Consider the following 23,937-nt stretch of genomic DNA (forward strand, 5'->3'; position numbering starts at 1 on the left):
GAGGCTGGCGCCCGGAGCATGGTATTTTTACTCCCTGCTCTTTGCATCCAACACCTTGCTTACTTGTCCAGACTGCGCTTAGATGATGCCGATGCGTGGTGCTGCGTATTTTTTTATTAATCATTTTTTACTAGTTCATTTTCAGAAATGGCACAAATCGAATATAAAGACCTCCTAGACGCTGGTGTGCATTTTGGCCACCTTACGCGTAAGTGGGACCCCCGGATGGCTCCGTATATCTTCATGGAGAAAAACGGCATCCACATTATTGACCTCAACAAAACGGTTGCAGCTCTGGACGAAGCAGCCAATGCCATCAAAGGTATTGTTCGCTCGGGTCGGAAGGTGATGTTTGTAGCAACAAAAAAGCAGGCACAGGAAATTGTTTCGGAAGAAGCACGCCGTCTGAAGATGCCTTACGTAACAGACCGCTGGCAGGGTGGAATGTTGACGAACTTTGCTACGATTCGTAAGTCACTGAAGAAAATGCAAACGCTGGATAAAATGCTGAAAGACGAGGAGACCGTCAAAGGTATTGCTAAGCGTGAACGTTTGATCCGTACTCGTGATAAAGAGAAACTGGAGCGGGTATTAGGTGGTATTGCCGATCTGACTCGTTTACCAGCCGCCTTGTTTGTTGTTGACGTAAAGCGTGAACACATTGCTGTTGCTGAAGCGCATCGTTTAGGTATTCCTGTTTTCGCGATTTGCGATACAAACTCGAATCCCGAATCTGTAGATTTCGCTATTCCAGCTAATGATGATGCCTATAAGTCTATCTCATTGATTACGCTTGCCATCGGTAAAGCTATTGAAGAGGGTCTTATGGAGCGGAAGCAGGATAAAGACGATCAGCGGATTCAGGATGAAGAAGAAGCGAAACGTAACGAAGATCTTGCGCAAGCTCGCGCCGAAGGTGAAACACAGCCAGTAGCTGACTCTTCGCCAGCTGCCGTTGCTGAAGACGAGCAGGAAGCATAATTTAGTCGGTTTATTAGTTTGCCAGCTGATGGATTATTGGATTGGTAACTGCTGACTAATCGACTATAAAAAATAGCCCGTAGCCAGTTGCTATGGGCTATTCCATTTCAACACATAATTAGCCAATTGCCAAAGAAATTTTGGCAATTCAAACAAACAACCCCTTTTATCATGGCAATTACCGCTGCTGACGTAAATAAACTTCGGCAAGAGACTGGAGCCGGTATGATGGACTGCAAAAAAGCCCTTACCGAAGCTGATGGCGATTTTGACAAAGCAAAAGAAATTCTGCGTAAGCAGGGTCAGAAAATAGCTGACAAACGGGCCGACAATGCAACTGCAGAAGGCATTGTATTGGCACACGTCAGTCCAGATGGAAAAACAGGTAAAGTGATTGCACTCGCCTGCGAAACTGAACCCGTATCGAAAGTTGCCGATTTCCAAAACCTGGCGATGGCTGTTATCAGTACAGCTGTTGCTACAGAGGCCACCGACAAAGCTGCTTTATTAGCTACTCCACAAGCCGATGGTCGCTCGCTGCAAGATCACATCACTGATTTGATGGGTAAAATCGGTGAGAAAATTGATGTAGCTTCTTTTGAAACTGTATCAGCCGATAAAGTGGTATCATACATCCACTCAAATGGTAAACTGGGCGTTCTTGTTGGTTTAACCAATACCAATGGCACTGATGTAGCGGAAGTAGGTAAGGATATCGCCATGCAGATTGCTGCCATGAAGCCAGTTGCTTTAGACAAGGATGGTGTTGATGCTACGATCGTTCAACGTGAAATCGAGATCGGTAAGGAACAGGCTCGTCAGGAAGGCAAGCCAGAAGCTATGCTGGAAAAAATTGCAATGGGCAAACTCAATAAATTTTATAAAGAGAACACCCTGTTGAATCAAGAATTTGTTAAAGATAACTCTCTGACAATCTCACAGCTGTTAGATAAAACCAGCAAAGGCTTGACCGTCTCGGCTTTTAAGCGTGTCGCGATTGGTTAAGATTATATAACTGCTTTATAAAAAACCCGACTTTTTGAGTCGGGTTTTTTATTTTTTGAGCCAAGCTGCTTGAGCCAAAACATAAACCGCTATCCTTATTCTCAGCCTATTTTTATTTATTGGTTATTCTTCTTCAACATACATTTAAATATCATTTATTATAATATGTTAATTTATATATGACAAAATTTCAGCACATTTGCGCTATAGTAGACATAAATTATAGTTGACTCGGATATGTTCCAAAATTTTACGGATGAAGAACTAGCTAACAGCTTGCTTAAAACTAAACGTAGCGATTACGTTAGCCAATTCGATAAGCGCTTTTCCAATAAAATCTTTGAAAGAGTCTTTCATTCGCAAAAGGTAGAATATATGCCAAAGATTTAGCACAGAATGTATTCTTGAGACTATTAAGTGATTGTAAACAGCAAGCTAAGTTTTCAACTTGGATTTACTCCATTACCTATCATCAGTGTATTGATACTATTGAACGGACTCAGTATCGTCAGAATCTGCTTCTATAAATACTCAAACTCTTTATACTTGTATGTTGTGAAAAAATAATTGCTGGCCTATCTGTTCAGTATTCTCTGTTTGTTTCCTATATATTCAGTAACGAGTTATGTTACTTTTACATCTCTTTTAAGTCTTAATAGCCACCACCTCAAAAAATGCAGCATTTTTCGGATGAAGAGTTAGTCCGGTTGTATGTCGAGACTCAACGTAATACCTATTTTGAAAAGTTATATGAGCGTTACTGTGATAAAGTATATCGCAAATGCTTGTCTTTTACAAAAGACCCCCTTCGTGCTGAAGACTTGACTCATGACATCTTTCTGAAGTTAGTCGTCAAGCTTAGCAGCTTTCGGGAACAAGCTAAATTTTCAACCTGGTTGTACTCGATTACCTATAATTATTGCACAGACCAACTACGCTCGCATAACCTACGGCGGGAGGTATATATGGATGATAATTGGGAGCGACTGGATGTAGAATCAGATGATGGCTTAGCGGAAATGGCCGAAATGGAAGCTAAGCAACTTGAAAAAGCGTTGCACCAGCTTGCCCCGGAAGAACAAACAATGCTGCTGATGAAATATCAGGATGATATTAGTATTCGTGATATTGCTTCTATCAATGGATTAACTGAGAGTGCTGTAAAAATGCGTCTTAAGCGTTCACGCGATAAGCTTCGCAAGAATTACCTTGAAGGAGCACTATTCTGGTTATTGTTGGCAATCAAAGTTGCTCTGTCGATCCGCTGGCCTTTTCGTTAATTAATCTGTCATACTATGGAAAGCCCAAATCCATTTAAGGAGCTTGAACCCGATGCCCAATGCCCACCGCATTTGAAAGCTGAATTAGTTTCGGAGATTGATCTGATCCGTAATGCTATAACCGTTATTGAACTCTATGTAGGCGATTTGTTTGGGCTGGCATCGGCACTGGTCAATCCTAATCAAGTGAATTCCGATGACACAAACTTTCCTGTATGAAACAACTTCCTGAATTAGCCGACGTACTACGTAACACTTTTCAAACTCTTATTGATCAATTTGTCGAATTTGTTCCTCGATTACTCGGAGCAATCGTCATTCTATTAATCGGAATAGGCTTTGCCCGGCTTGTTGCTCTTATCATAAAGCGCATATTAGGTCGGGTAGGGTTTGATAAAATTGGCAATCGCTTAAATGAAATTAGTATAGTCAAGCAGCTTAAGACAGAAATTAAGTTAAGCGAGATTATCGCAAAGGTTCTTTATTACTTCATTCTGCTGGTATTTATCAAGGCGGCAACAGAAAAATTAGGAGTAGCGGCTATTTCTGAGATGGTAGCCTCGCTCATCAATTTTATTCCTAAATTAATTGCTGCCGCCATCATGTTGCAGGTAGGTGTACTAGTAGCCGATGCATTACGTAGTGCCGTATTAAACCTGTGCCAATCCTTTAATATTGCCTCGGGAAGATTGCTCAGCATGATTGTCTTTGCTTTCTTCCTGATCATCACAGTCATCAGTGCCTTAGGGCAGGCCGGGATCAATACTGAACTACTGGAATCAAGTTTTAATCTCATCATTGGCGGTGTAATTTTTGCCTTTGCTATAGGATATGGCATAGCGTCTCGCGACATAATGGCTAATATCCTATCGTCTTTTTACACAAAAAATAAATACAAAGAAGGCCAGACAATTCAGATCGAAGAGATCAGGGGAGAGATTATTAAAATTGATACAATGTCACTGACGCTACGTACTGGCGATACAACTACGGTTATTCCCTTACAGACATTACAAACGAAAAAAGTAGAAGTTTTCAACTAATCGATTGTTCCACAGTACAGCACCTTTTTAACCGTAAATCGTACATAACCTATGAGAAAACATGTCCTGTCTATACTGCTTGTCGGGCTTTATTTAGGTAAGACATTCGCCCAGGATTCGACCCGCACGACAACAAATTTTAAGGATACAGTAGCCGTAAAACCTGATACGTCTTATTGGCAAAAATCATTTAGTGGCGGTATCAATTTTAACCAGGCATCATTTAGTAACTGGTCAGGAGGAGGTGTCAACTCACTGGCTATAGGCGGTGTGATAGCCGCCCGTGCGTTTTATGAAAAAGAAAAAACCTCCTGGGACAACACGGCAGATCTTCAGTTAGGCTACGTTACGCAATTAGGTAATACCCGTAAAGCGGCCGATCAAATTATTATCATTTCAGTATTGGGTCGTAAAATTGCGCCTAAATGGGATATGTTCGTTTCCGGTACGTTCAATACGTTTTTCGCTCCAGGCTATCGCTACGATAAGCTTCCCAACGACCAAACTAGTCTGCGCGTATCGAATTTTTTTGCACCCGCTCAGTTAACCCTATCCGTTGGTGTCGCTTACAAACCGAATGATTGGTTCGCCGTACGGATCAGCCCGCTAGCTCCCCGTTTTACGTTTTTATCTGACCAAGGAGTACGTGTGAGTGCCGATCAGACAACAGGCCTCTTCCGACCAGATCCTAATGCTACGGTTTATGGTGTCGCTCCGGGTAAGAACTCTCGAACTGAATGGCTGGCTTTTCAATTACAAACGGTTATTAATCGTAACATTACTGAAAATATTTCTTTAAATGCTCGCTATCAGCTTTTTACAGAGTATTCGCAATTAGATAATATTAATCACCGACTTGACTTGCTGATGACCGCGAAAATAAACCGATACCTAAGTACAACGTTTGGCCTGATAGCTCTTTATAACAAAGACTTCAGTACTGAGCTGCAAATTCAGCAAACACTGGCTATTGGATTGGTTTATAATATCAGTAACTTCCGCACTAAAAAAGAACCCGCTAAACCAACCGACCCTAATGGTCGGTTTTAATTAACAGTAACGTACTTAATTTTTTAACCTAAAAAGAGACCCTTATGCTTAGCGAATTTCGCACGTTTATTGCTCAAGGCAATGTTCTTGATCTGGCCGTCGGCGTTATTATTGGAGCCGCTTTTGGTAAAATCACAACTTCTCTGGTTGAGGATGTTATCAATCCTATACTGGGATTAATTCTGGGTGGTATTGACTTCAGTCAGCTAAAAATTGTGCTGAAGGAAGCGGTTGGTACAACGCCCGAGGTTGCTATTCGGTATGGTAATTTCTTTAATACGATGATTCAGTTCTTAATTATCGCCTGGGTGGTTTTCTTAATTGTTAAACTGGCAAATCGTGCTCGCTTGTCAAATTCGCTGGCGCCAAAAGAATAAGTAGAATTTAGAAAAATAATTGAAAAGCCCTGATCTATAGTCGGGGCTTCTTCATTTATGCGTTATTTTGCCGATAGTATAGATTTACTATGTCAGTTCAAAAGATAGTCATTCTCGGTGGGGGCGAAAGTGGCGTTGGTGCAGCGCTGCTTGCACAGGCAAAAGGCTTTGAGGTTTTTCTGTCAGATAAAAGTTTACTAAAAGAATGCTACCGAACAACGCTGCAAAATGCGGGTATTCCATTTGAAGAAGGCCAGCACACAGAGGAACGAATTTTAAGCGCATCTGAAGTCATTAAAAGCCCAGGAATTCCAGCAACGGTTCCACTCGTTCAGAAGCTCCGCACACAGGGAACGCCGGTTATCTCTGAGATCGAATTCGCAGCCCGTTACACGAAAGCCAGGCTTATTGGCATTACAGGAAGTAACGGTAAAACTACCACTACGTTACTAACCTATCATCTGCTCAAAACGTCAGGTTTGAACGTCGGCTTAGCGGGTAACATAGGTGATAGTTTTGCGGAGCAGGTCATTACGGATAGGTTCGACTATTACGTATTGGAACTCAGCAGCTTTCAGTTGGATGACATGTATACCACGCATCTGGACGTAACGGTTCTGCTGAATATTACGCCTGACCACCTTGATCGTTATAGCTACAACTTCCAGAACTACGTCGACTCTAAATTCCGAATTCTCCAGAATGCTCAGCCGAGCGATGACTTTATCTATTTCGCCGAAAGCCAGCCTATTGTAGATGAGCTATCAAAGCGCAAACCTGAGGTTAATCAATTACCTATTTCTCTGGAAACAGCGATTACTGAAGGTGGCTACTTATCTAACGGTGCATTAATCGCCAAGAATAGGGATCGCTCATTTACTATACTGCAATCGGAAACACCGCTACGTGGTCCGCATAATGCAATCAACATGTTGGCGGCTATACTTGTGGCTCAATCGGTAGGCATTTCCCAGGAAGCTATCAGCGCTGGTCTGAAAACTTTCCAGAATGCAGCGCATCGTCTTGAACCAGCAGGTACGATTGGGGACATTCAATTCATCAATGATTCGAAAGCAACCAATGTTGACTCCGTCTTTTATGCGTTGTCGAGTATGGATGCGCCAACTATCTGGATAGCTGGCGGGCAGGACAAAGGCAATGACTATAGCCAATTAGATGAAGTTGTTCGCCGGAAAGTAAAAGCGCTGATTTGTCTTGGTGTTGACAATCATAAATTAGTAGATTACTTCGGTAACACGATTTCCTCTATTTATGAAACTCAGGAAATTACTGATGCCGTCGCAAAAGGACTTGAGTGGGGCCGACCGGGTGATGTTGTTTTATTATCTCCGGCTTGTGCGAGTTTCGATTTATTCAAAAATTATGAAGATCGGGGCAATCAATTTAAAGCAGCAGTTCAAAATTTACTAGTGAATGATAAATGATGATCGAGTCGCCGTCGGATCGCCGAAGACTCGATCATCATTTATCATTCATAAATTCATCATTCGAAAACATGGCTCTCCGCGACTGGATTCGTACCCACCTTAAAGGCGACCGCCAAATCTGGTGGATTGTGCTTTATCTATCTATTATGAGCGTGCTGGTCGTTTACAGCGCGACAGGTACGAAGGCTTTTCGCGAACTCGACGGCAATACTGAAGTGTTTCTGATAAAACACGGATCTCTCCTGCTTATTGGTTTAGCCTGCACCTATTTTGCCCACAAAATCAATTACGTTTACTACGCCCGTCTGTCGAAATACGGCTTATGGTTGTCCGTTCCGTTGCTATTATGGGCGTTTTTTAAGGGTACAAACTTAAATGATGCTTCGCGTTGGGTCACGATTCCTATTATTAATCAAACGTTTCAGCCATCCGATTTAGCAAAGCTAGCGCTCATCTCTAATCTCGCGGCCATGCTGGCCAAGCGGCAGCGTTTCATGAGTGATCCTAGTGTGTTGTTTAACCTTATTTTTTGGATTGCCTTAATCTGCGCCCTAATTATTCTATCCAATACGTCTACCGCTTTATTATTGGGGGCAACCTGCTTTTTACTGATGTACATTGGCCGCGTGCCTGTGCGTTATTTGGGCTATATGATCGCGGCATGTGTCCTGTTTGGTGGAACAGCTCTCTTAGCAGGTCAGCGTTTCGGAACAGCCACCAATCGGATGAAAAGCTTTATGGATTCCGATACGATTGTATACCAGGTTGAACAGTCCTACATCGCGCTTGCCAACGGTGGATTAACGGGTCAAGGTCCAGGCAACAGCCACCAGCGCAATACGTTACCCAACCCTTTTTCTGATTTCATTTACGCGATTATTGTCGAAGAATACGGACTTCTGCTAGGTGGGATTCCAGTGGTCTTGGCGTATTTATGGTTTTTGTGGCGAGGCATGAAAACGCTTCAGAAAGCTACCCGACCTTTCGGAGGATTGTTGTCGGCAGGTCTCACATTCAGTATTGTTTTTCAGGCATTCGCCAGTATCTGCGTAGCTATTGGTCTGGCACCTGTTACGGGGCAGCCGCTTCCCTTATTAAGTATGGGGGGCACATCGCTCATATTCACCGGCTTAGCAGTCGGCATCGTGCTGAGTGTTAGTCGGGAAGAAGTTGACGAAAGCAAAATTTAACAATGAAAATTATCATCAGCGGAGGTGGCACTGGCGGGCATATTTATCCAGCTATTGCCATTGCCAACGAACTGAAGGCCATAGACCCAACTACTGAAATTCTCTTCGTAGGCGCCGAAGGGAAAATGGAGATGGAAAAAGTGCCCCGGGCGGGTTACACGATTGTAGGATTACCAGTTGTCGGAATAAAACGCGAATTAACGTTAGCTAATTTGGGGTTTCCGCTCAAACTAGGTCGCAGTTTACTCCGGGCCCGACAAATCGTTCGTGACTTCCAACCAGATGCAGCTGTAGGTGTGGGTGGGTATGCGAGTGGGCCTTTGCTTTTAGCTGCCTCCTTAAAAGGTGTTCCTACGCTGATTCAGGAACAGAATTCGTACGCCGGTATAACGAATAAAGTACTGGCTCGCTGGGCAAAACGTATTTGTGTAGCCTACCCCGGCATGGAAGCTTTCTTCCCAGCCAATAAGATTAAGCTGACGGGTAATCCCGTTCGCAGCGATATTCAACTTGCTGATCAGCAGAGGGAAGTCGGCCGAGAACTATTTGATTTAGAGGACAACCGCCCGACATTACTAATTATTGGTGGTAGTCAGGGAGCCCGAACAATTAATGAGAGTATAGAAGCTGGATTAAAGCGTTTTGTGGATGCAGGTATTCAGGTGATTTGGCAAACAGGACCTGCTTTCATCGAGCGGGCTCGTGAAGCCGTTGCGACTGTCGGCTCTCCATTGATCAAAGCGTACGATTTCATTTACGATATGGACAAAGCATATGCCGTAGCCAACGTAGTGGTATCGCGAGCAGGTGCTTTATCGGTTTCAGAGTTATGTCTGGTAGGACGCCCGGCCATTCTGGTTCCTTTTCCAGCAGCTGCCGAAGATCATCAAACGAAAAATGCTATGAGTCTGGTAGAACGTAACGCAGCTCTGCTTGTCAACGATCGGAACGCCCGTGAAGAACTCGTTACGGTTGCACTCAACCTACTCAACAATCCGATTCAACAAAAACAGTTAACTACAGCAATTAAAACACTAGCCAAACCTAATGCCGCCCGAGATATCGCGCAGGAAGTAATTAAACTTATAAATTAAGGAGCAGGAAGATGGAAATTGATAACTCCTCTTTCCCTTTTTCGCCCTCCCTTTCTTCACCGTTAACAAATGACTTTAGACCAGTTCAAGTATATTTATTTTCTCGGGATCGGCGGCATCGGTATGAGTGCACTGGCTCGTTGGTTTCAGGTAAATGGCTATCCTATAGCCGGATACGACAAAACATCTACTGCGCTAACAGATGCCCTGGAAGCTGAGGGTATGAGCATTCATTTTACGGAAGATGTTGATCAGATACCGGAGCCATTTCGGCAGAATCCGGCCGACACGTTGGTAATTTATACCCCTGCCGTTCCAAAAACCCACCCGGAATACATTTACTTTACGGAACATGGATTTACGCTCCAAAAACGTTCTCAGGTGTTAGGTTTATTGGCGGGCCAGATGACCACTATCGGTGTAGCTGGTACGCATGGCAAAACGACTACGTCGTCTATGGTTGCCCATATCCTGCGGGATGCCGGAGTCAACTGTGCCGCTTTTCTGGGAGGCATTACCAACAATTACGGTACTAATTTTTTACTCAATCAACCTGCCGATGATCTTCGGTCGGTAGTATGTGTTGTAGAAGCCGACGAATTCGATCGTTCGTTTCTGACATTGTTTCCAAAGTACGCCATTGTTACGTCAACAGATGCTGACCATCTGGACATTTATGGTGCTCACGACGCGGTATTGGAATCGTTTGGCAAGTTCGTTAGCCAGATAGAATCCGATGGAGTTCTTTTCATGAAAAAAGAATTAACTCTTGCAGACAAAACAAAAGCAACGGTTCGGCAGTATTCGTTACAAAGTGGTGACTATTACAGCCAGAACCTTAGAATACAACAGGCCTCTTTCGTGTTTGATCTTGTCCATCCGCAAGGAGTCATTTCGGATATTCAATTAATGATTCCAGGCTTTCACAATGTGGAGAACGCCGTAGCCGCCGGAGCAGTGGCACTGGAGGTCGGTGTTTCGCCAGAAGCGATCCGCACAGCACTCAACAGTTATCGGGGTGTTCGCCGGCGATTTGAATATATTCTTAAATCAGATGAAGCGGTGCTTATTGATGATTATGCACATCATCCAGCTGAGGTACAGGCTTTTTTGTCATCGGTAAAAGCGCTCTATCCCGATCGTGAATTAACGGCCATATTTCAACCGCATTTATTTAGTCGTACCCGGGACTTTGCAGTAGGCTTTGCCGAGAGTCTGTCTTTAGCTGACAATGTTATCCTGCTTGATATTTATCCAGCGCGTGAATTACCGATAGAAGGTGTAACGTCAGATTTAATATTTCGGGACGTAAAATCGAAAACGAAAAAAAAATGCACCAAAGCTGAATTACCTAACGTTGTGCAGAAAATGAAGCCATCGCTGCTTGTAACCATTGGCGCAGGGGATATTGACCAGCTCTTACCAACCCTGAAAAACACAATGATGTACCAGTAAATAAAAATATTCGATAAACAGTTTAGGTAATTTACAAATGTTAACTACCTTTAAATCATCCAAAAAATGGTTACTCGTAGTCGGGGGTGTTTTAAGCCTGTCTGGCCTTATCGCTTTTACCGAGATTCGGCAAGCAGCGAAGCGCGTTCGGACAGTCAACGTTCGACTCGATCAGGTAGATGGACACCAATTCCTGACGCGTCGGGACGTAATGGGATACCTGACCAACGGTGGGGCAGATCCGATCATTGGTAAAGAGTATACCGATGTTGATTTTCGCCAGTTGGAGCAACGATTACGTCAACATGGTTTGGTGAAAAATTGCCAGGTATCGCGTGACTTGACGGGGGATTTACTCGTCGTGATTGAACAACCTCGTCCGTTGGCTCGCCTTATGGCATCCAGCGATAAAACGCGACCTGTAGTAGGGCAGTACGTTAGCGAAGAAGGACGTTTTTTCCCTGTGTCAATGAATTACTCAGCGAGAGTTCCAATTCTGACCGGGGACTATTTTAAACAGAATCGTTCGCTGACAAATGAACGTAACCGGCCATTACTGGATTTATTGAAACAAATCCATGATGATCCGTTCTGGCGGGCGCAAATTGTCGAATTATCGATCGACGATAAAAGAGACGTAACGATGTGGCCGCAAATGGGCAATCACCGGATTGAGTTTGGGCCGCCGACTGACCTGAGTGCAAAATTTAAGAAGTTAAAATTAGTCTATACAGACATTTTACCGGCTAAAGGATGGGATCGCTACAGCCGGGTAAATGTTCAATACCGAAACCAATTAGTTTGCGAATGACAACAACGGGCATGGACGAGAAAATTGTAGTGGGTCTGGATATCGGCAGCACCAAGGTATGTGCCGTGGCCGGACGGTTGATTCGTAATAACAAAGAGCAGGAAACTCTTGAAGTGCTGGGTGTTGGCGAAACATCTCTAACGGATGGCGTAGCCAAAGGCTCTGTTGTGAATGTCAATAATACAGTTAATGCCATTCGGCGGGCTGTATCGGAAGCTTCCAACCAATCGAATCTGAACATTCATTTAGTCAATGTCAGTTTCAGCGGTTCGCACGTTACGTCGGTTAAGTCGAGCGGAAGCATTACCCGGTCATCGTCGGGCGATGAGATCCAGAGCGAAGACATTGATCATCTGCTGAATGATATGTACCGCACGTCGATCCCGGCGGATAAAGAAATTATCCACGTCCTGCCCATGGACTTCATGGTGGATACGGAAATGAACGTAAATCAGCCCGTTGGTCGAAACGGCGTTAAACTGGGTGCTGATTTTCAACTGATTACTGCTCAGGCGAATGCGGCCCGCAACATTCGTAAATGTATCATGCGCAATAACCTGGCGCAAGATACAATGATGCTATCGGCTTTAGCTTCAGGGCTGGCCGTACTGACGGACGAAGAGAAATACGCTGGTGTTGCTCTGGTCGATATTGGTGGCGGAACAACTGAAATGGCCATTTACTATCGGAACGTACTACGCCATGTAGCCGTCTTCCCATGGGCTGGAAACAGTTTAACCTCTGACATTCAAGCCGGTTGCAAAATCTTACCGAACCAGGCGGAACAACTTAAAAAGAAATTTGGTAGTGCGAATCCGGCGGAATACAACTTAAACGAAGTTGTGGCCGTGCCAGGGTTGAGTAATCGTAAACCCAAAGATGTGCTGCTGAAGAACGTAGCGGTCATCATTGAGGATCGCTTACGGGAAATAGCCGCTTTGGTACAGGCTGAAATCATGCGGTCGGGCTACGATGGTAAATTATTAGGTGGTCTTGTCCTGACCGGAGGGTCAGCATTGATTCCAGGGGTCGAGCATATCTTTGGACGAGTTACGGGCGTTGAGGAAGTACGGGTTGGTTTTCCAGAGCATCTTGAACCCAATGGACGTGCCGACTTAGTGGGAGATCCGGCTTATGCTACGGCTGTCGGCCTGGTTTGGGCAGGTTATAAGACCATTGATAATCGGATTTCGTTCATCAGCGATCCGAATCGAGCGGTTTATAACGAAGAATATCAGACGCCACCTTCTCCTCGTCCAACGTACAGCCACCCGCCGGTTGTTAGTCGGGATAAACTCGTTGAGAAAAAGCCAGCCGAGAAGACAGAAAAAGAGCCCGAGGAAGGAGCCGTTATGCGTTGGTTACGTAAATTGACGCAGCCAATACGCGGCAACGAAACTGATCCGTACTAGTGCCTATAATAAGCCGGTTTATCACCGGCTTTATGATATTTACCCAGTTTTTATATAACAAAGAGACATCACATACTGATACGATGAATAGTCAGGGCTATAGATTCGAAATTCCAGACGAGAACCCAATTATAATCAAGGTTGTCGGCGTAGGCGGCATGGGCGGCAATGCTGTCAAACACATGCACGAACTGCAAATGCAGGATGTGAGTTTTGCAGTATGCAATACGGATCGTCAAGCGCTTATGAGCAATCCCGTTACAACCAAGCTGCAATTGGGAGATGGTTTAGGTGCTGGTACAGAAGCAAAAGCAGGCGAAGATGCAGCTCGTAGCAGTATTGAAGAAATTCGTCATTTGTTAGCCCCTCCCACCAAAATGGTCTTCATTACGGCCGGTATGGGTGGAGGTACAGGTACAGGTGCGGCTCCGGTAGTTGCCGAAGTTGCCCGTGAAATGGGCTTACTAACGGTAGCCGTCGTGACTGCACCCTATTGGTACGAAGGCACCGACAAGAAAGAACAGGCTCGTGAAGGTATTGAGAAACTAAAGAAAAGCTGCGATACGGTTCTGGTCGTTTTAAACGACAAACTAGCAGAATTATATAGTGAGTTAACCTGGACAGAAGCTTATGCCCATGCTGACGATGTGCTCGCAAACGCGGTAAAAAGTATCGCTGAAATCATCACAACGCAGGGCGACATCAACGCTGACTTTGCCGACGTTAAGAAGGTACTTGAGGGCGCTGGCCAGTCGGTAATGGGATCGGCTGAGGCTGCAGGTGAAGATCGGGCGCTACGTGCCATCGAAGCCGCCTTAAACTCGCCCTTGCTCAATGATCACGACATTCGGGGAGCCAAACGAATTCTGCTAACGATTTCATCAAGTAAGGCCCATGCCATGCGTCTGAAAGAGCAGATGGCGATTTCGGAGCACGTAGCAAAGAAAATTCAGGCCGAAGCCCGCATGTTTAAGTTTGGTGCCATTACGGACGAAAACCTGGGAGAAAGCCTGCGGGTCACAATTATCGCAGCTGGTTTCGACGGTACCACTACGCTGATGGACCAGCTTAAAAGCCCGGCTACAACAGCTGAAGCCGAAGTACCCACCGACCTGGTTGATGCACCAGATGGGTTAGCAGAGGGCCTTTTAAATGAAGAAGACCCATCCGGCGACTTGGTGCTCGTTGATGACGAAGGTGATTCCATGGGTCCCGATCCAGTAGGAATAAGCGTAAAGGGTGATGATAAGCAAACCCCTACTGGCTATAACGGTACGACAATCATTCGCCCGGATATGTCGGGAACGACTCGTTCTTTCCCGCAGGAAGAGCCTGCATCTGACGTATTAATCCTGGATGAGGAAGAGCGGCCTAGTGATGCTGATCTTATTAAACGTACTGTAGATACCTTCGTTAAAGGTCAATACTTAGCTGCCGACCTCGACCGGCCTACTTTTGAACGTAACAAAACAATGCTTTATGCTCTGCCATTATTATCTGAGCAGGAGTTTGTACGCTCAAAATTGAACGACTAATAGCGTATTATGCGCCTATGTAAGTAGCAGGGATTCGTAGGAGTCTCTGCTTTTTTATTTTCTGTCCTGTATGGAACTGACTTACCCCAACGTAAAGAACGCCCTTTTTGCTTTGGCCCAACCCGATCGTGCTGTATTAGTCGCTCGCTTTTTCAAAGCGGCACCGGGGCAATATGGTGAAGGTGACAAATTTCTGGGGCTTTCAATGCCGCAGCAACATAAGGTGGTAAAGCTTTATCGACATCTCCCAATAAATGAAACGGAGCAGTTAGTACGTGATCCTTATCACGAATGTCGTATGGTGGGGTTGCTCATCTGGGTTACTCAGAATCGAAAAGCGGGAGCAACGCTACAGGAAGCCATTTTAGAGAGGTATTTGGCGAATCGACAGTACATTAATAACTGGGACTTGGTTGATGTTACCTGCCCACACATTCTTGGGCGATACGTAGCACGGGGAGATCGCTCCATTCTGTATGATTTGGCCAATGAAGAAAATCTATGGACCCAGCGCATGGCCATTATCTCAACTTTAGCGCTTATTCGGCTAGGTCAATTCGGCGATACGTTTGCGCTTGCTGAACTGTTGTTACCCCATAAGCACGACTTAATTCATAAAGCTATTGGCTGGATGCTCCGCGAAGTAGGTAAGCGCAATCCGGATGCACTGGAAGAGTTTTTGCATGATCATGTCGGGCAAATGCCCCGCACGGCGCTTCGTTACGCGATCGAGCGCTTCGAACCCTCCCGCCGACGATATTATTTGGAGCTATAAAAGTAATTTAGGTTGGGCTAACGCAAAAAAGAAAGCCTGCTTTAACCCAACCTAAACCGAAAAATTCAACTATATATTTTTACCGCATCATCTTATTCAACTTACCCGATGCCTGCATGGTATTCATTTTCTTCATCATCTTACGCATCTCATCGAACTGTTTCAACAGGTTATTAACCTGCTGAATGTTCGTGCCACTACCAGCAGCAATACGTTTCTTGCGGCTTCCATCGATGATGTCAGGTCGCTGGCGCTCTTTGGGCGTCATTGAGCTGATAATCGCTTCGATAGGTTTGAAGGAATCGTTGTCGATATCCAAATCCTTGATCATCTTGCCCATACCCGGTATCATTCCGAGCAGATCCTTCACGTTGCCCATCTTCTTGATCTGCTGTAACTGTGACAGAAAATCATCAAAGTCGAACTGGTTCTTACGCATCTTGGCGTTGATACGCTTCGCTTCATCTTCATCAAAAGCTTGCTGAGCGCGCTCTACCAGCGAAATTACGTCGCCCATACCCAGGATTCGGCTAGCCATCCGGTCGGGGTAGAATACGTCGAGGGCTTCCATTTTCTCGCCCGTACTGATGAATTTGATTGGCTTGTTGACAACCGTTTTGATGGAAAGAGCTGCACCACCGCGTGCATCGCCGTCAAGTTTGGTTAAGACGACTCCATCAAAATTAAGCCGCTCGTTGAAGGTTTTGGCCGTGTTGACCGCATCCTGCCCCGTCATCGAATCGACAACGAACAACGTTTCGGTAGGTGAGATAGCCCGTTTGACAGCTTCGATCTCCTGCATCATAGCCTCGTCAACCGCCAGCCGACCGGCCGTATCGACAATCACGACTTTTTTACCGGTTTTTCGCGCCTGGGCAATGGCATTCTGTGCAATCTGAACAGCATTCTTATTGTCCGGTTCGGCATAAACATCTACGCCAACCTGCTCACCCAATACTTTTAGCTGGTCAATAGCCGCCGGCCGGTAAATATCGGCCGCTACCAGCAATACGTTACGTCCCTGTTTTTTCAGGTACGACGCTAACTTGCCCGAAAAGGTGGTTTTACCAGAGCCTTGCAGACCCGCAATCAGCATAACTGCCGGATCACCTTTGATATTGATGCCTTGCGCTTCACCGCCCATCAACTCAGTCAATTCCTCCTGTACAATCTTAACAAAGAGTTGACCCGGTTCAACCGAAATAAGCACTTTACGATCAAGTGCTTTGTCGCGGATACGGTCAGTAATATCTTTTGCAACTTTATAGTTAACGTCGGCGTCGGTGAGGGCTCGTCGAACCTCCTTGATGGTTGCGGCAACGTTGATTTCGGTAATACGACCTTGCCCTTTTAGGGTTTTGATGGCCTTATTAAGCTTATCCTGAAGATTCTCAAACATAGTCTTTTACAAACGATCCTGTAAAGATAACAGTTTCCCGCGGGCGGTAGAACATTGAAATAAGCGAGAGAGCTGTTACTACCTATTTCATTGAATTTATCTACAGCAATATTGACCGAATAGACAATCAACTAATGGTAACGTAACGGTCAACAAAAACGCGGGAAACCATATATTATTTTATAAACTTTGTGTTCTTTATAATTAAATGAGTTAAAAATGGTTGCTTGAAAAATATTTATTGCAGTTCTATATATCAATAATTCAATTCTGCGTTATCTTCGAACAAGCGATTCATGGTTTTGTACGTTGCTTATGCAACAGAGATGAATGCTGAGAACCTACTCATGAGAATTCTTTCGATGAACAAAGTAACGAGTTATTTGGCTGCTACGCTGATAGCAACGAGTTTATTCGTATCCATGACAGCGTCGGCAATGCCATGTCAGGGTACGTTATCAACTACAGCAAAGTCGGAAAAGGAACCTATGCTGGCTGCTAAAACAGAATCCAGCGAGTCGAAAAAAGCTCCGGTACTAGTTCGTAATGCAGTCGCTAAATCCGCACTTGCGGCTCCAACAGCAACCGTTCAGAAAAACCAGGACAAAAAAACGGTTGGCCGATGCTGGCAACGGTTAATGACAATGGTTCGCGAAGTAAGCCATGCCCATCGTACCAGTAATAACCAATAGGTAGGTACTAAATTAGAGAGAAGCTACTGTTTCTTTCGTCGACGTTGCGGTTTGTTTTCTTGGTATATAGTGTCTGAAGAAACTGCTAATCTTCATTTGCAGCACTCCAAAAACAGCTTCCTTGAAAATCTTTGACGACATTTTAGAAACACCTTTCGTGCGGTCGGTGAAAATAATGGGCACCTCGCAAATCCGAAAGCCGTATTTCCAGCACGTAAACTTCATTTCAATCTGGAAAGCATAGCCTACAAATTTGATTGGGTTATGCAGAATCACTTCCAATACGTCAGCACGGTAACAGACGAACCCTGCCGTTGGGTCCATAACGGACATACCGGTAATGAAGCGTACATATACCCCCGCAAAGTATGACATCAATACTCTACCGATTGGCCAGTTCACTACGTTAACCCCCCGAATATAACGCGATCCAACCGCTACGTCGGCCCGATCAGGTCCTTCGTCCGCGCAGGCATGATAAAGTTTGATTAAATCTTCCGGATTATGGGAGAAATCAGCATCCATTTCAAACAGATACTGATACCCTCTTGACAAGGCCCATTTGAAACCATCAATGTAGGCTGTTCCTAAACCGAGTTTCCCACGTCTTTCGAGTAAATGAAGCCGAGTGCGAGTCGGTGTGTTTGCCGTACCCGACAATGAAGAATCGTTGGCTGTATTAAATATTTCCTGTAGGTCACGTACACGCTGAGCAGTTCCGTCGGGCGAGCCATCGTCTACAATAAGAATATCGAACGGTTCCGGCAATGTAAACACCTTTCGAATAATGGCTTCGATATTCTCAATTTCATTATACGTTGGAATGACGACTAAACGCTCTTTCACAGATGTCAAGATTAGATAAAGAGGTATTTATATAACTAAAGAACGTGCATTTTTTGCACAAAATAATCATTAAAAATTGTTAACGGCTGATTTTTCCGTCAACTTCTCAGCCAGTTTCTGAGCCTTACGAATACAATCTGAGAGTGATACCCCTCCGTACCAGTTCGCGCATACGTACAGACTATCCACTTCCACTGTCTGAACCGGGCGTTTGACAGCTGTAATATGGGCATTGTATTGCGGAATGGCATACTCCCATCGCTGAATAGCACGAAAAACAGGCTTACTCGCTTTAACACCAAATCCCTCAACCAGTTCCTGATGAACGCGACTAAACACGTCCTCATCAGGCAAGCGAGCATTGTCAGGATTAGCTTCTCCTCCCACAAACGTAGTGAAAAGTACTTCATCTTCCGGACATCGCCCGTCAAACACCGAGCTACTCCAAATGTGCCCACTGGAAAACCGACCTTCAATTTTTGGATTTAAACCGCCAAATCCATCAAGTGGATGCTGAACATCGGTTCGTTTATAGACCGAATGAACGGCCGTCATGGGCGGATAAGCAATTTGACTCAGTTTACTTGCCAATTCGGGATAAATCGATCCGGTTAGCTTAGCCGCTACGTTTGTAGGTGTAGTTATCACCAACTGATCAACCGTTTTTATGCCTGATCGACTCTCCACACGCCAGCCATCAGTGCTTTTTTGAATGCGTTGGACAGGATCATTCAGCGAGAGACCGGTCAGTTTAGCTGCCAAAGCGTCAGGGAGCATCTGCATCCCCTCACGAAAACTAAACGAATGACGGCGACCCGTTGCCGATTGATTTTTTATTAATCCACGTAACACCGAACCATATTCCTTTTCGTACTGGAGCAATACCGGAAACGTTTCGGAAACCAGCAATTGTTCAGGATCACCGGCGTAAATTCCCGCCACGAACGGCCCAAGAGCATACTCAACAATTTCATCGGAAAAACGACGCCGGAAAAACTGGGCCAGCGTTTCGCCTTGTGTGGACTCGGCTTGTGGCGACAACGTTTTGTTGTTACGTTCGCGAAGGATAGCCAGTTTGGTTTTCCAGCTAAAAAAGCCTCCGAATAAAAGCGAGATAGGCCCAGATGGTAGCTTCTGATAGCGCCCATTACGGAAAATGTAGCGCGCTTTACTAACGGGTTTGCTAAATAAGATGTCGGGTGTGAGTCCCAACTCGTCAAGCCAGAAAAGCAGGTCTGCATCGCCCAGAAGCGAGTTAGGACCCAGCTCCCGTAGATACTGGCCCGTTGCATCAGCAGGCTGGTTATTACTCTGGTCGCGCCTTGACTGGATATACCCTCCTGGCCGATCAGCGGCTTCCCAAAGCTGATAATCGACACCGCGCTTCTGGAGTTCGTAGGCTACTGTCAGGCCCGAAATACCTGCTCCAATAATACCAACCGTCATGATTTTGCTTTTTTTGTCGTATCTGTTCTACTCGTCAGCTTTTGGGTAACTTTCTTGTAGATCGCTTCCATATCGGCGGGGTGAGACGAATAAAAGATGTAACTCTTTCGATACGTTGCTGTATCGACAGCGAATTTTTTGAAAATCTGGCGTTCCAAATGCTTATAAACAATATTCGACGAATCGATCGAACGTAAATTCAATCGACTGACACGCGATTCGGCAATATGGACTTCCGTTAGAATAGCCGCCATCCGATCTTCTTCAATCAGGTTATCCGGTCGTTGATCTTCGGGAGCCGTACAGGCCGCTGCCAGCCAAAGGCTAACGAGCAGGCTCCACAAACAAAATTGTTTCTGCATAAACTCATCGGTTAACTGTGTAAGTTAATCGGCATCGGCAAAGTTCGGAATTGGCCGTTAAAATAGGTTAAGACTAACGGCGGATTGACCATAATCATGCATTGTCGTAGCCAGTATTGTATTTTTGTTTTACTGCTTCTGTAATTTTTACTGTTGCTTCGTACGTTACGTTAAAACAGTGTACTTGTATGGACGAATTCTTAGCCCGACTCCGCAATTTCGATATTCGTATCCGTAAGGCAGTTAACTCGCAGATGCGCGGTAGTTTTCGGTCAATATTCAAAGGTACAGGACTGGAATTCAGCGACTTGAGAACGTATCAGTATGGAGATGACGTACGGGCTATTGACTGGAACGTATCGTCGAAAGGACACGGTACGTTCGTGAAAGTATTCCGGGAAGAGAAAGACCAGACCGTTTTTTTTGTCGTTGATGTCAGTGCCTCACAACAGGTTGGGCCACACTACCGCGATAAGCTGGAAGCAACCAAAGAAGTGTGTGGCGTGTTGGCGCTGTCGGCAATTCGGGAGGCTAATCATGTGGGGATGTATTGTTTTTCTGATCAAAAAGAAAAGTACATCAAACCGGCCGATGGTCTGAAAACGGGCTATCAGCTCATTATGAGCCTTTATAAATTACAGCCCGAATCAGGTCGCACAAATATTGCCGATGCCCTGCTCTTTACGCTCAACGTACTGAAACGACGTAGCGTCGTGATCTTGCTGTCTGATTTTATTGACCAGAGCTACGAGCATAATCTCAGGGCTTTAGCCAGAAAGCATGATCTGGTCGTTCTCCATCTGTACGATCAGCGCGAAATAAAACTACCCAAATTGGGTATCATTCCTGTTCATGATACCGAAACGGGTCGGACTGTGTGGGTCAATACGTCTTCCGCTTCGTTTCGCAGCCGCCTACACGATACCTTTCGTCAGAATCAGTCACGGTTAGAGCGGCTGTGTAAGCAATTTAACGCCAACTACCTCGCCATCGACTCGCAGGAAGACTTTGTGCCAAAACTTGTCGAATTGTTTCGGGTAAGAAAGTATCAATGAAACTATTCCGTTGTAAACTTCTGGCCTTCTGGCTTTTAACTATACCGAGCTGGGCGCAGCAGCCGGTGAAGTCGACAATAGACGGTCATTTTTTGACCGATAGTGTTGAGATTGGTCGGCCATTTCTGTATTCGTTAATGTATCGGCATCCATCCCAGGTCGACGTACTGTTTCCAGATACAGCTACTAATTTCCTACCGTATCGGGTTCAGAAAATAGACGTATATGCAACGCAAACAACAGGAAATGGCATTACTGCTATCAGTCGCGATAGTGCTGTGTATACGTTAGTGTCTTTCGAAACAGATTCAATGCAGTTGCTACGTGTGCCTATCCGAATCATTAACGACGTCGACTGTACGGCTTTGTGGTCACAAACTGACACTGTGTTTTTGCGTTCAAAACTCCCATCTGTACAACTCGATTCAACTCATGACGAGCCGCTTACACTGGCGACAGAAACTGAACTAGCGCCTTTACAGCAGCAGTTTAATTATACAGCACTGGCAAAAGGTCTGCTGCTCGTTAGTGCTCTTGCCGCTCTGTTGTATGGATTATTTGGACGAATTATCCGACGTCAATGGCGATTGTATCAACTCAATCGACGTCACATTCGCTTTCTACGAAACTATAATCAACTTAGCCAGCGACTTAATTCGTTCACAGCTTCGGAAACCGCTAATCAGGCCGTTGTTTTGTGGAAAACCTATTTGGAACGACTCGACCGACAGCCCTACGTTGCGCTAACAACACCCGAACTGGCCGAGCGAATAAATGATCAACGTGTTACCGATGCTTTACGGGAAACGGATCGGATGATTTACGGGGGTACATTTTCACCTCAATCGCAGCCTGCATTATGGACCTTGCGAGACGTTGCTACACAGATATACCATCGCAGCCGAACTCGATTACAAGGTTCGGTTAACCAGTTAACAGATAGCATTCAGCAGCCTGATTCGGCTGAAACCTCTTCTTTCTCCTAATCGTATGGAACCCTGGTACTCTCTTCATTGGTTCAGCCCAACGCAGTGGAATCAGTTCCATATAGCTAATCCGCTGGCTCTAGTACTGATTCCAGCGGTGCTTCTGTTATTTTTAGTACGTCACTATCTGCATCGAAATGCGCAGCAACGCTTAAATATATCTCTTGATCCACTTGCTTCATCTCGCACACGCAGCAGGGAACTTCGTGACCAGACGACTCATTCACTGCTTAGCTCATTGCGTTACCTGTTGCCAGTAAGTATGTTTCTAGGGGTTAGTCTGGTTCTGGTTGCTCTGGCCAGACCGCAGATTGTACGTGAGCAGCGCGATGAGCAATCGGAAGGAATCGATATTATGCTGGCAATAGACGTATCGGCGTCAATGAGCGAAACGGACCTTCCTCCTACGCGTCTGGCAGCCGCCCGGCGCGTGGCGCAAACCTTCGTAAATGGTCGCCAGAACGATCGCATTGGCCTGGTTATTTTTGCTGGCGAAGCGTTTTCACTATGCCCACTCACCACCGATTATGGCTTAGTCAAACAATACCTCAGCGACCTCAATGATCAGATGATACGTACGTCGGGCACAGCCATCGGTGATGCACTAGCCCGCTGCATTAACCGAATGCGGAATCAGACAGTATCCCTAGCCGACACCACCCAGAAAGAGGCAGAGGAATGGAAAAAGGGACGTAGCAAGATCATTATTCTGTTGAGTGACGGCGACAATACGGCCGGTAATCTCGATCCTGTTACAGCGGCCCGGTTAGCCAAGTTGTTTAACATTCGGCTCTACACCATTGCGGTTGGCCGCGCCGTTACGTCGGCTTCGAAAGCGGCTACCGTCGATGAAGGTATTCTGAAAACAATTGCGACCATCGGTAATGGCAGTTTCTTCCGGGCCACGGATACCCGGCGACTACGAGCTGTATTTGCCCAGATCAGTAAGTTAGAAAAGTCGCCCGTTCGGGTTCAGATTTACGAAGACGTTCAGGACTATTACCGGATTTACCTTTATTGGGGCATCTGCTTTTTGCTTTTTGCTTTATTCCTGAAAAACACGATTTTCGGCAATGTTCTGGAAGATTGATAACCCAACCATTCCGTTATGTTAAAGTCGTATTACAACGCCGACGCCATTGAAGCAGGCTTAGACGAAGTTGGGCGGGGTTGTCTGGCAGGTCCCGTTGTGGCGGCTGCTGTTATTCTGCCCAAAGACTATACCCATCCGATTCTAAACGACTCCAAACAACTCTCCCGTATCCAACGGGAAACGTTACGTATTGATATTGAGCGAGATGCGCTGGCCTGGGCTGTGGCCGAAGTATCGCACGAGGACATTGACCTGATTAATATATTGAAAGCCAGCTTCCTGGCAATGCACCGCGCCATCGACGCTTTAGCGATCAAGCCCGAACATCTATTGGTAGACGGAAATCGTTTCGTACCCTACCCGATGATTCCACATACCTGTATTATTAAAGGCGATGCGCATTTTCTGGCGATAGCCGCTGCGTCCGTATTGGCCAAGACGTACCGTGACGATCTGATGGAACGACTGGGTTTAGAATATCCAGCTTACGGTTGGGCAAAGAACGTTGGTTACCCGACTCCCGTTCATCGCGAAGCCATCCGACAGTTCGGCCCGACGAAGTACCACCGAATGAGTTTTCGGCTGATTTAGGGCAGTCTGAG

General features: G+C 45.5%; 25 protein-coding genes. 21 read left to right on the top strand and 4 right to left on the bottom strand.

All coding sequences use genetic code 11. The annotated features are described in order from the left end of the window. The first annotated feature begins 147 nt into the window (after nucleotides 1-147). From rpsB to IC230_RS02460, 16 genes are all read left to right on the top strand, one after another. The gene (gene rpsB / locus IC230_RS02385; RefSeq protein WP_191037360.1) at nucleotides 148-981 is read left to right on the top strand and encodes a 30S ribosomal protein S2; all 834 of its coding nucleotides are present in this window, start codon (nucleotides 148-150) and stop codon (nucleotides 979-981) included. A gap of 171 nt (nucleotides 982-1,152) precedes the next feature. Beyond that, complete coding sequence (tsf, locus tag IC230_RS02390) at nucleotides 1,153-1,986, top strand: translation elongation factor Ts (protein ID WP_191037361.1); 834 nt, start codon at nucleotides 1,153-1,155, stop codon at nucleotides 1,984-1,986. Between the two features lie 371 nt (nucleotides 1,987-2,357). Further along, a complete protein-coding gene (locus IC230_RS34730) occupies nucleotides 2,358-2,513 on the top strand; it encodes an RNA polymerase sigma factor (protein ID WP_394355463.1) in 156 nt (51 codons plus the stop codon). A 147-nt stretch (nucleotides 2,514-2,660) separates the two neighbouring features. Then, a complete protein-coding gene (locus tag IC230_RS02400) occupies nucleotides 2,661-3,266 on the top strand; it encodes an RNA polymerase sigma factor (RefSeq protein WP_191037363.1) in 606 nt (201 codons plus the stop codon). Nucleotides 3,267-3,281: 15 nt separating this feature from the next. After that, the gene (locus IC230_RS02405) at nucleotides 3,282-3,485 is read left to right on the top strand and encodes a hypothetical protein (RefSeq protein WP_191037364.1); all 204 of its coding nucleotides are present in this window, start codon (nucleotides 3,282-3,284) and stop codon (nucleotides 3,483-3,485) included. Then, a complete protein-coding gene (locus tag IC230_RS02410; RefSeq protein ID WP_191037365.1) occupies nucleotides 3,482-4,309 on the top strand; it encodes a mechanosensitive ion channel family protein in 828 nt (275 codons plus the stop codon). Before IC230_RS02405 ends, IC230_RS02410 begins: the two co-directional genes overlap by 4 nt. Nucleotides 4,310-4,360: 51 nt before the next feature. Then, entirely contained in the window at nucleotides 4,361-5,359 is a 999-nt protein-coding gene (locus IC230_RS02415; RefSeq protein ID WP_191037366.1) for a DUF3078 domain-containing protein, read from the top strand. Nucleotides 5,360-5,403: 44 nt separating this feature from the next. Further along, entirely contained in the window at nucleotides 5,404-5,736 is a 333-nt protein-coding gene (mscL, locus tag IC230_RS02420; RefSeq protein WP_191037367.1) for a large-conductance mechanosensitive channel protein MscL, read from the top strand. Between the two features lie 89 nt (nucleotides 5,737-5,825). Further along, nucleotides 5,826-7,181 carry a UDP-N-acetylmuramoyl-L-alanine--D-glutamate ligase gene (gene murD / locus IC230_RS02425; protein WP_191037368.1) on the top strand — a complete coding sequence of 452 codons (1,356 nt, stop codon included), beginning with the start codon at nucleotides 5,826-5,828 and terminating at the stop codon, nucleotides 7,179-7,181. Between the two features lie 71 nt (nucleotides 7,182-7,252). Beyond that, nucleotides 7,253-8,374, top strand: a complete 1,122-nt coding sequence (locus IC230_RS02430) for an FtsW/RodA/SpoVE family cell cycle protein (protein ID WP_191037369.1) — start codon at nucleotides 7,253-7,255, stop codon at nucleotides 8,372-8,374. 2 nt (nucleotides 8,375-8,376) lie between these two features. Beyond that, on the top strand, nucleotides 8,377-9,468 hold the full coding sequence (gene murG / locus IC230_RS02435) for an undecaprenyldiphospho-muramoylpentapeptide beta-N-acetylglucosaminyltransferase (protein WP_191037370.1): 1,092 nt from the start codon (nucleotides 8,377-8,379) through the stop codon (nucleotides 9,466-9,468). 69 nt (nucleotides 9,469-9,537) lie between these two features. Next, entirely contained in the window at nucleotides 9,538-10,923 is a 1,386-nt protein-coding gene (gene murC / locus IC230_RS02440; protein ID WP_191037371.1) for a UDP-N-acetylmuramate--L-alanine ligase, read from the top strand. A gap of 37 nt (nucleotides 10,924-10,960) precedes the next feature. Then, on the top strand, nucleotides 10,961-11,734 hold the full coding sequence (locus IC230_RS02445) for a cell division protein FtsQ/DivIB (RefSeq protein ID WP_191037372.1): 774 nt from the start codon (nucleotides 10,961-10,963) through the stop codon (nucleotides 11,732-11,734). Next, nucleotides 11,731-13,146, top strand: a complete 1,416-nt coding sequence (gene ftsA, locus IC230_RS02450; RefSeq protein ID WP_223860191.1) for a cell division protein FtsA — start codon at nucleotides 11,731-11,733, stop codon at nucleotides 13,144-13,146. Before IC230_RS02445 ends, ftsA begins: the two co-directional genes overlap by 4 nt. Before the next feature lie 83 nt (nucleotides 13,147-13,229). After that, nucleotides 13,230-14,681 carry a cell division protein FtsZ gene (gene ftsZ, locus IC230_RS02455; RefSeq protein WP_191037373.1) on the top strand — a complete coding sequence of 484 codons (1,452 nt, stop codon included), beginning with the start codon at nucleotides 13,230-13,232 and terminating at the stop codon, nucleotides 14,679-14,681. Nucleotides 14,682-14,751: 70 nt separating this feature from the next. Next, a complete protein-coding gene (locus tag IC230_RS02460) occupies nucleotides 14,752-15,456 on the top strand; it encodes a DNA alkylation repair protein (protein WP_191037374.1) in 705 nt (234 codons plus the stop codon). 79 nt (nucleotides 15,457-15,535) lie between these two features. Here IC230_RS02460 and ffh read toward each other — a convergent pair whose 3' ends face one another. Continuing rightward, the gene (gene ffh, locus IC230_RS02465) at nucleotides 15,536-16,855 is read right to left on the bottom strand and encodes a signal recognition particle protein (protein WP_191037375.1); all 1,320 of its coding nucleotides are present in this window, start codon (nucleotides 16,853-16,855) and stop codon (nucleotides 15,536-15,538) included. Between the two features lie 347 nt (nucleotides 16,856-17,202). On the opposite strand from ffh, the gene IC230_RS02470 reads away from it, so the two are divergent. Continuing rightward, the gene (locus tag IC230_RS02470) at nucleotides 17,203-17,547 is read left to right on the top strand and encodes a hypothetical protein (protein ID WP_191037376.1); all 345 of its coding nucleotides are present in this window, start codon (nucleotides 17,203-17,205) and stop codon (nucleotides 17,545-17,547) included. Nucleotides 17,548-17,559: 12 nt separating this feature from the next. Here IC230_RS02470 and IC230_RS02475 read toward each other — a convergent pair whose 3' ends face one another. The 3 genes from IC230_RS02475 to IC230_RS02485 form a co-directional block, all read right to left on the bottom strand. Further along, nucleotides 17,560-18,393 carry a polyprenol monophosphomannose synthase gene (locus IC230_RS02475; protein WP_191037377.1) on the bottom strand — a complete coding sequence of 278 codons (834 nt, stop codon included), beginning with the start codon at nucleotides 18,391-18,393 and terminating at the stop codon, nucleotides 17,560-17,562. A gap of 69 nt (nucleotides 18,394-18,462) precedes the next feature. After that, nucleotides 18,463-19,839 (bottom strand): protoporphyrinogen oxidase, encoded by a 1,377-nt coding sequence (hemG, locus tag IC230_RS02480; protein ID WP_191037378.1) that lies wholly within the window; start codon nucleotides 19,837-19,839, stop codon nucleotides 18,463-18,465. Then, nucleotides 19,836-20,201 carry a DUF4296 domain-containing protein gene (locus IC230_RS02485; protein WP_191037379.1) on the bottom strand — a complete coding sequence of 122 codons (366 nt, stop codon included), beginning with the start codon at nucleotides 20,199-20,201 and terminating at the stop codon, nucleotides 19,836-19,838. Before IC230_RS02485 ends, hemG begins: the two co-directional genes overlap by 4 nt. A gap of 188 nt (nucleotides 20,202-20,389) precedes the next feature. Between IC230_RS02485 and IC230_RS02490 the strand changes: the two genes are divergently transcribed. The 4 genes from IC230_RS02490 to IC230_RS02505 are packed head-to-tail and all read left to right on the top strand — an operon-like array spanning nucleotide 20,390 to nucleotide 23,926. Beyond that, complete coding sequence (locus IC230_RS02490; protein WP_191037380.1) at nucleotides 20,390-21,256, top strand: DUF58 domain-containing protein; 867 nt, start codon at nucleotides 20,390-20,392, stop codon at nucleotides 21,254-21,256. Further along, nucleotides 21,253-22,242 carry a hypothetical protein gene (locus IC230_RS02495; RefSeq protein WP_191037381.1) on the top strand — a complete coding sequence of 330 codons (990 nt, stop codon included), beginning with the start codon at nucleotides 21,253-21,255 and terminating at the stop codon, nucleotides 22,240-22,242. The genes IC230_RS02490 and IC230_RS02495 overlap by 4 nt, the downstream gene beginning before the upstream one ends. A gap of 4 nt (nucleotides 22,243-22,246) precedes the next feature. Further along, entirely contained in the window at nucleotides 22,247-23,332 is a 1,086-nt protein-coding gene (locus IC230_RS02500) for a VWA domain-containing protein (RefSeq protein WP_191037382.1), read from the top strand. 18 nt (nucleotides 23,333-23,350) lie between these two features. Then, on the top strand, nucleotides 23,351-23,926 hold the full coding sequence (locus tag IC230_RS02505) for a ribonuclease HII (RefSeq protein ID WP_191037383.1): 576 nt from the start codon (nucleotides 23,351-23,353) through the stop codon (nucleotides 23,924-23,926). Nucleotides 23,927-23,937 lie beyond the last annotated feature (11 nt).

It is taken from the genome of Spirosoma validum, assembly GCF_014699035.1.
GTDB lineage: Bacteria > Bacteroidota > Bacteroidia > Cytophagales > Spirosomataceae > Spirosoma > Spirosoma validum.

Excerpts from the sequence above, each read along its gene's own strand:
- rpsB (WP_191037360.1), top strand. The coding sequence starts at position 148 with ATGGCACAAATCGAATATAAAGACCTCCTAGACGCTGGTGTGCATTTT.
- tsf (WP_191037361.1), top strand. The coding sequence starts at position 1,153 with ATGGCAATTACCGCTGCTGACGTAAATAAACTTCGGCAAGAGACTGGA.
- IC230_RS02400 (WP_191037363.1), top strand. The coding sequence starts at position 2,661 with ATGCAGCATTTTTCGGATGAAGAGTTAGTCCGGTTGTATGTCGAGACT.
- IC230_RS02405 (WP_191037364.1), top strand. The coding sequence starts at position 3,282 with ATGGAAAGCCCAAATCCATTTAAGGAGCTTGAACCCGATGCCCAATGC.
- IC230_RS02410 (WP_191037365.1), top strand. The coding sequence starts at position 3,482 with ATGAAACAACTTCCTGAATTAGCCGACGTACTACGTAACACTTTTCAA.
- IC230_RS02415 (WP_191037366.1), top strand. The coding sequence starts at position 4,361 with ATGAGAAAACATGTCCTGTCTATACTGCTTGTCGGGCTTTATTTAGGT.
- mscL (WP_191037367.1), top strand. The coding sequence starts at position 5,404 with ATGCTTAGCGAATTTCGCACGTTTATTGCTCAAGGCAATGTTCTTGAT.
- murD (WP_191037368.1), top strand. The coding sequence starts at position 5,826 with ATGTCAGTTCAAAAGATAGTCATTCTCGGTGGGGGCGAAAGTGGCGTT.
- IC230_RS02430 (WP_191037369.1), top strand. The coding sequence starts at position 7,253 with ATGGCTCTCCGCGACTGGATTCGTACCCACCTTAAAGGCGACCGCCAA.
- murG (WP_191037370.1), top strand. The coding sequence starts at position 8,377 with ATGAAAATTATCATCAGCGGAGGTGGCACTGGCGGGCATATTTATCCA.
- murC (WP_191037371.1), top strand. The coding sequence starts at position 9,538 with ATGACTTTAGACCAGTTCAAGTATATTTATTTTCTCGGGATCGGCGGC.
- IC230_RS02445 (WP_191037372.1), top strand. The coding sequence starts at position 10,961 with ATGTTAACTACCTTTAAATCATCCAAAAAATGGTTACTCGTAGTCGGG.
- ftsA (WP_223860191.1), top strand. The coding sequence starts at position 11,731 with ATGACAACAACGGGCATGGACGAGAAAATTGTAGTGGGTCTGGATATC.
- ftsZ (WP_191037373.1), top strand. The coding sequence starts at position 13,230 with ATGAATAGTCAGGGCTATAGATTCGAAATTCCAGACGAGAACCCAATT.
- IC230_RS02460 (WP_191037374.1), top strand. The coding sequence starts at position 14,752 with ATGGAACTGACTTACCCCAACGTAAAGAACGCCCTTTTTGCTTTGGCC.
- ffh (WP_191037375.1), bottom strand. The coding sequence starts at position 16,855 with ATGTTTGAGAATCTTCAGGATAAGCTTAATAAGGCCATCAAAACCCTA.
- IC230_RS02470 (WP_191037376.1), top strand. The coding sequence starts at position 17,203 with ATGAGAATTCTTTCGATGAACAAAGTAACGAGTTATTTGGCTGCTACG.
- hemG (WP_191037378.1), bottom strand. The coding sequence starts at position 19,839 with ATGACGGTTGGTATTATTGGAGCAGGTATTTCGGGCCTGACAGTAGCC.
- IC230_RS02485 (WP_191037379.1), bottom strand. The coding sequence starts at position 20,201 with ATGCAGAAACAATTTTGTTTGTGGAGCCTGCTCGTTAGCCTTTGGCTG.
- IC230_RS02490 (WP_191037380.1), top strand. The coding sequence starts at position 20,390 with ATGGACGAATTCTTAGCCCGACTCCGCAATTTCGATATTCGTATCCGT.
- IC230_RS02495 (WP_191037381.1), top strand. The coding sequence starts at position 21,253 with ATGAAACTATTCCGTTGTAAACTTCTGGCCTTCTGGCTTTTAACTATA.
- IC230_RS02500 (WP_191037382.1), top strand. The coding sequence starts at position 22,247 with ATGGAACCCTGGTACTCTCTTCATTGGTTCAGCCCAACGCAGTGGAAT.
- IC230_RS02505 (WP_191037383.1), top strand. The coding sequence starts at position 23,351 with ATGTTAAAGTCGTATTACAACGCCGACGCCATTGAAGCAGGCTTAGAC.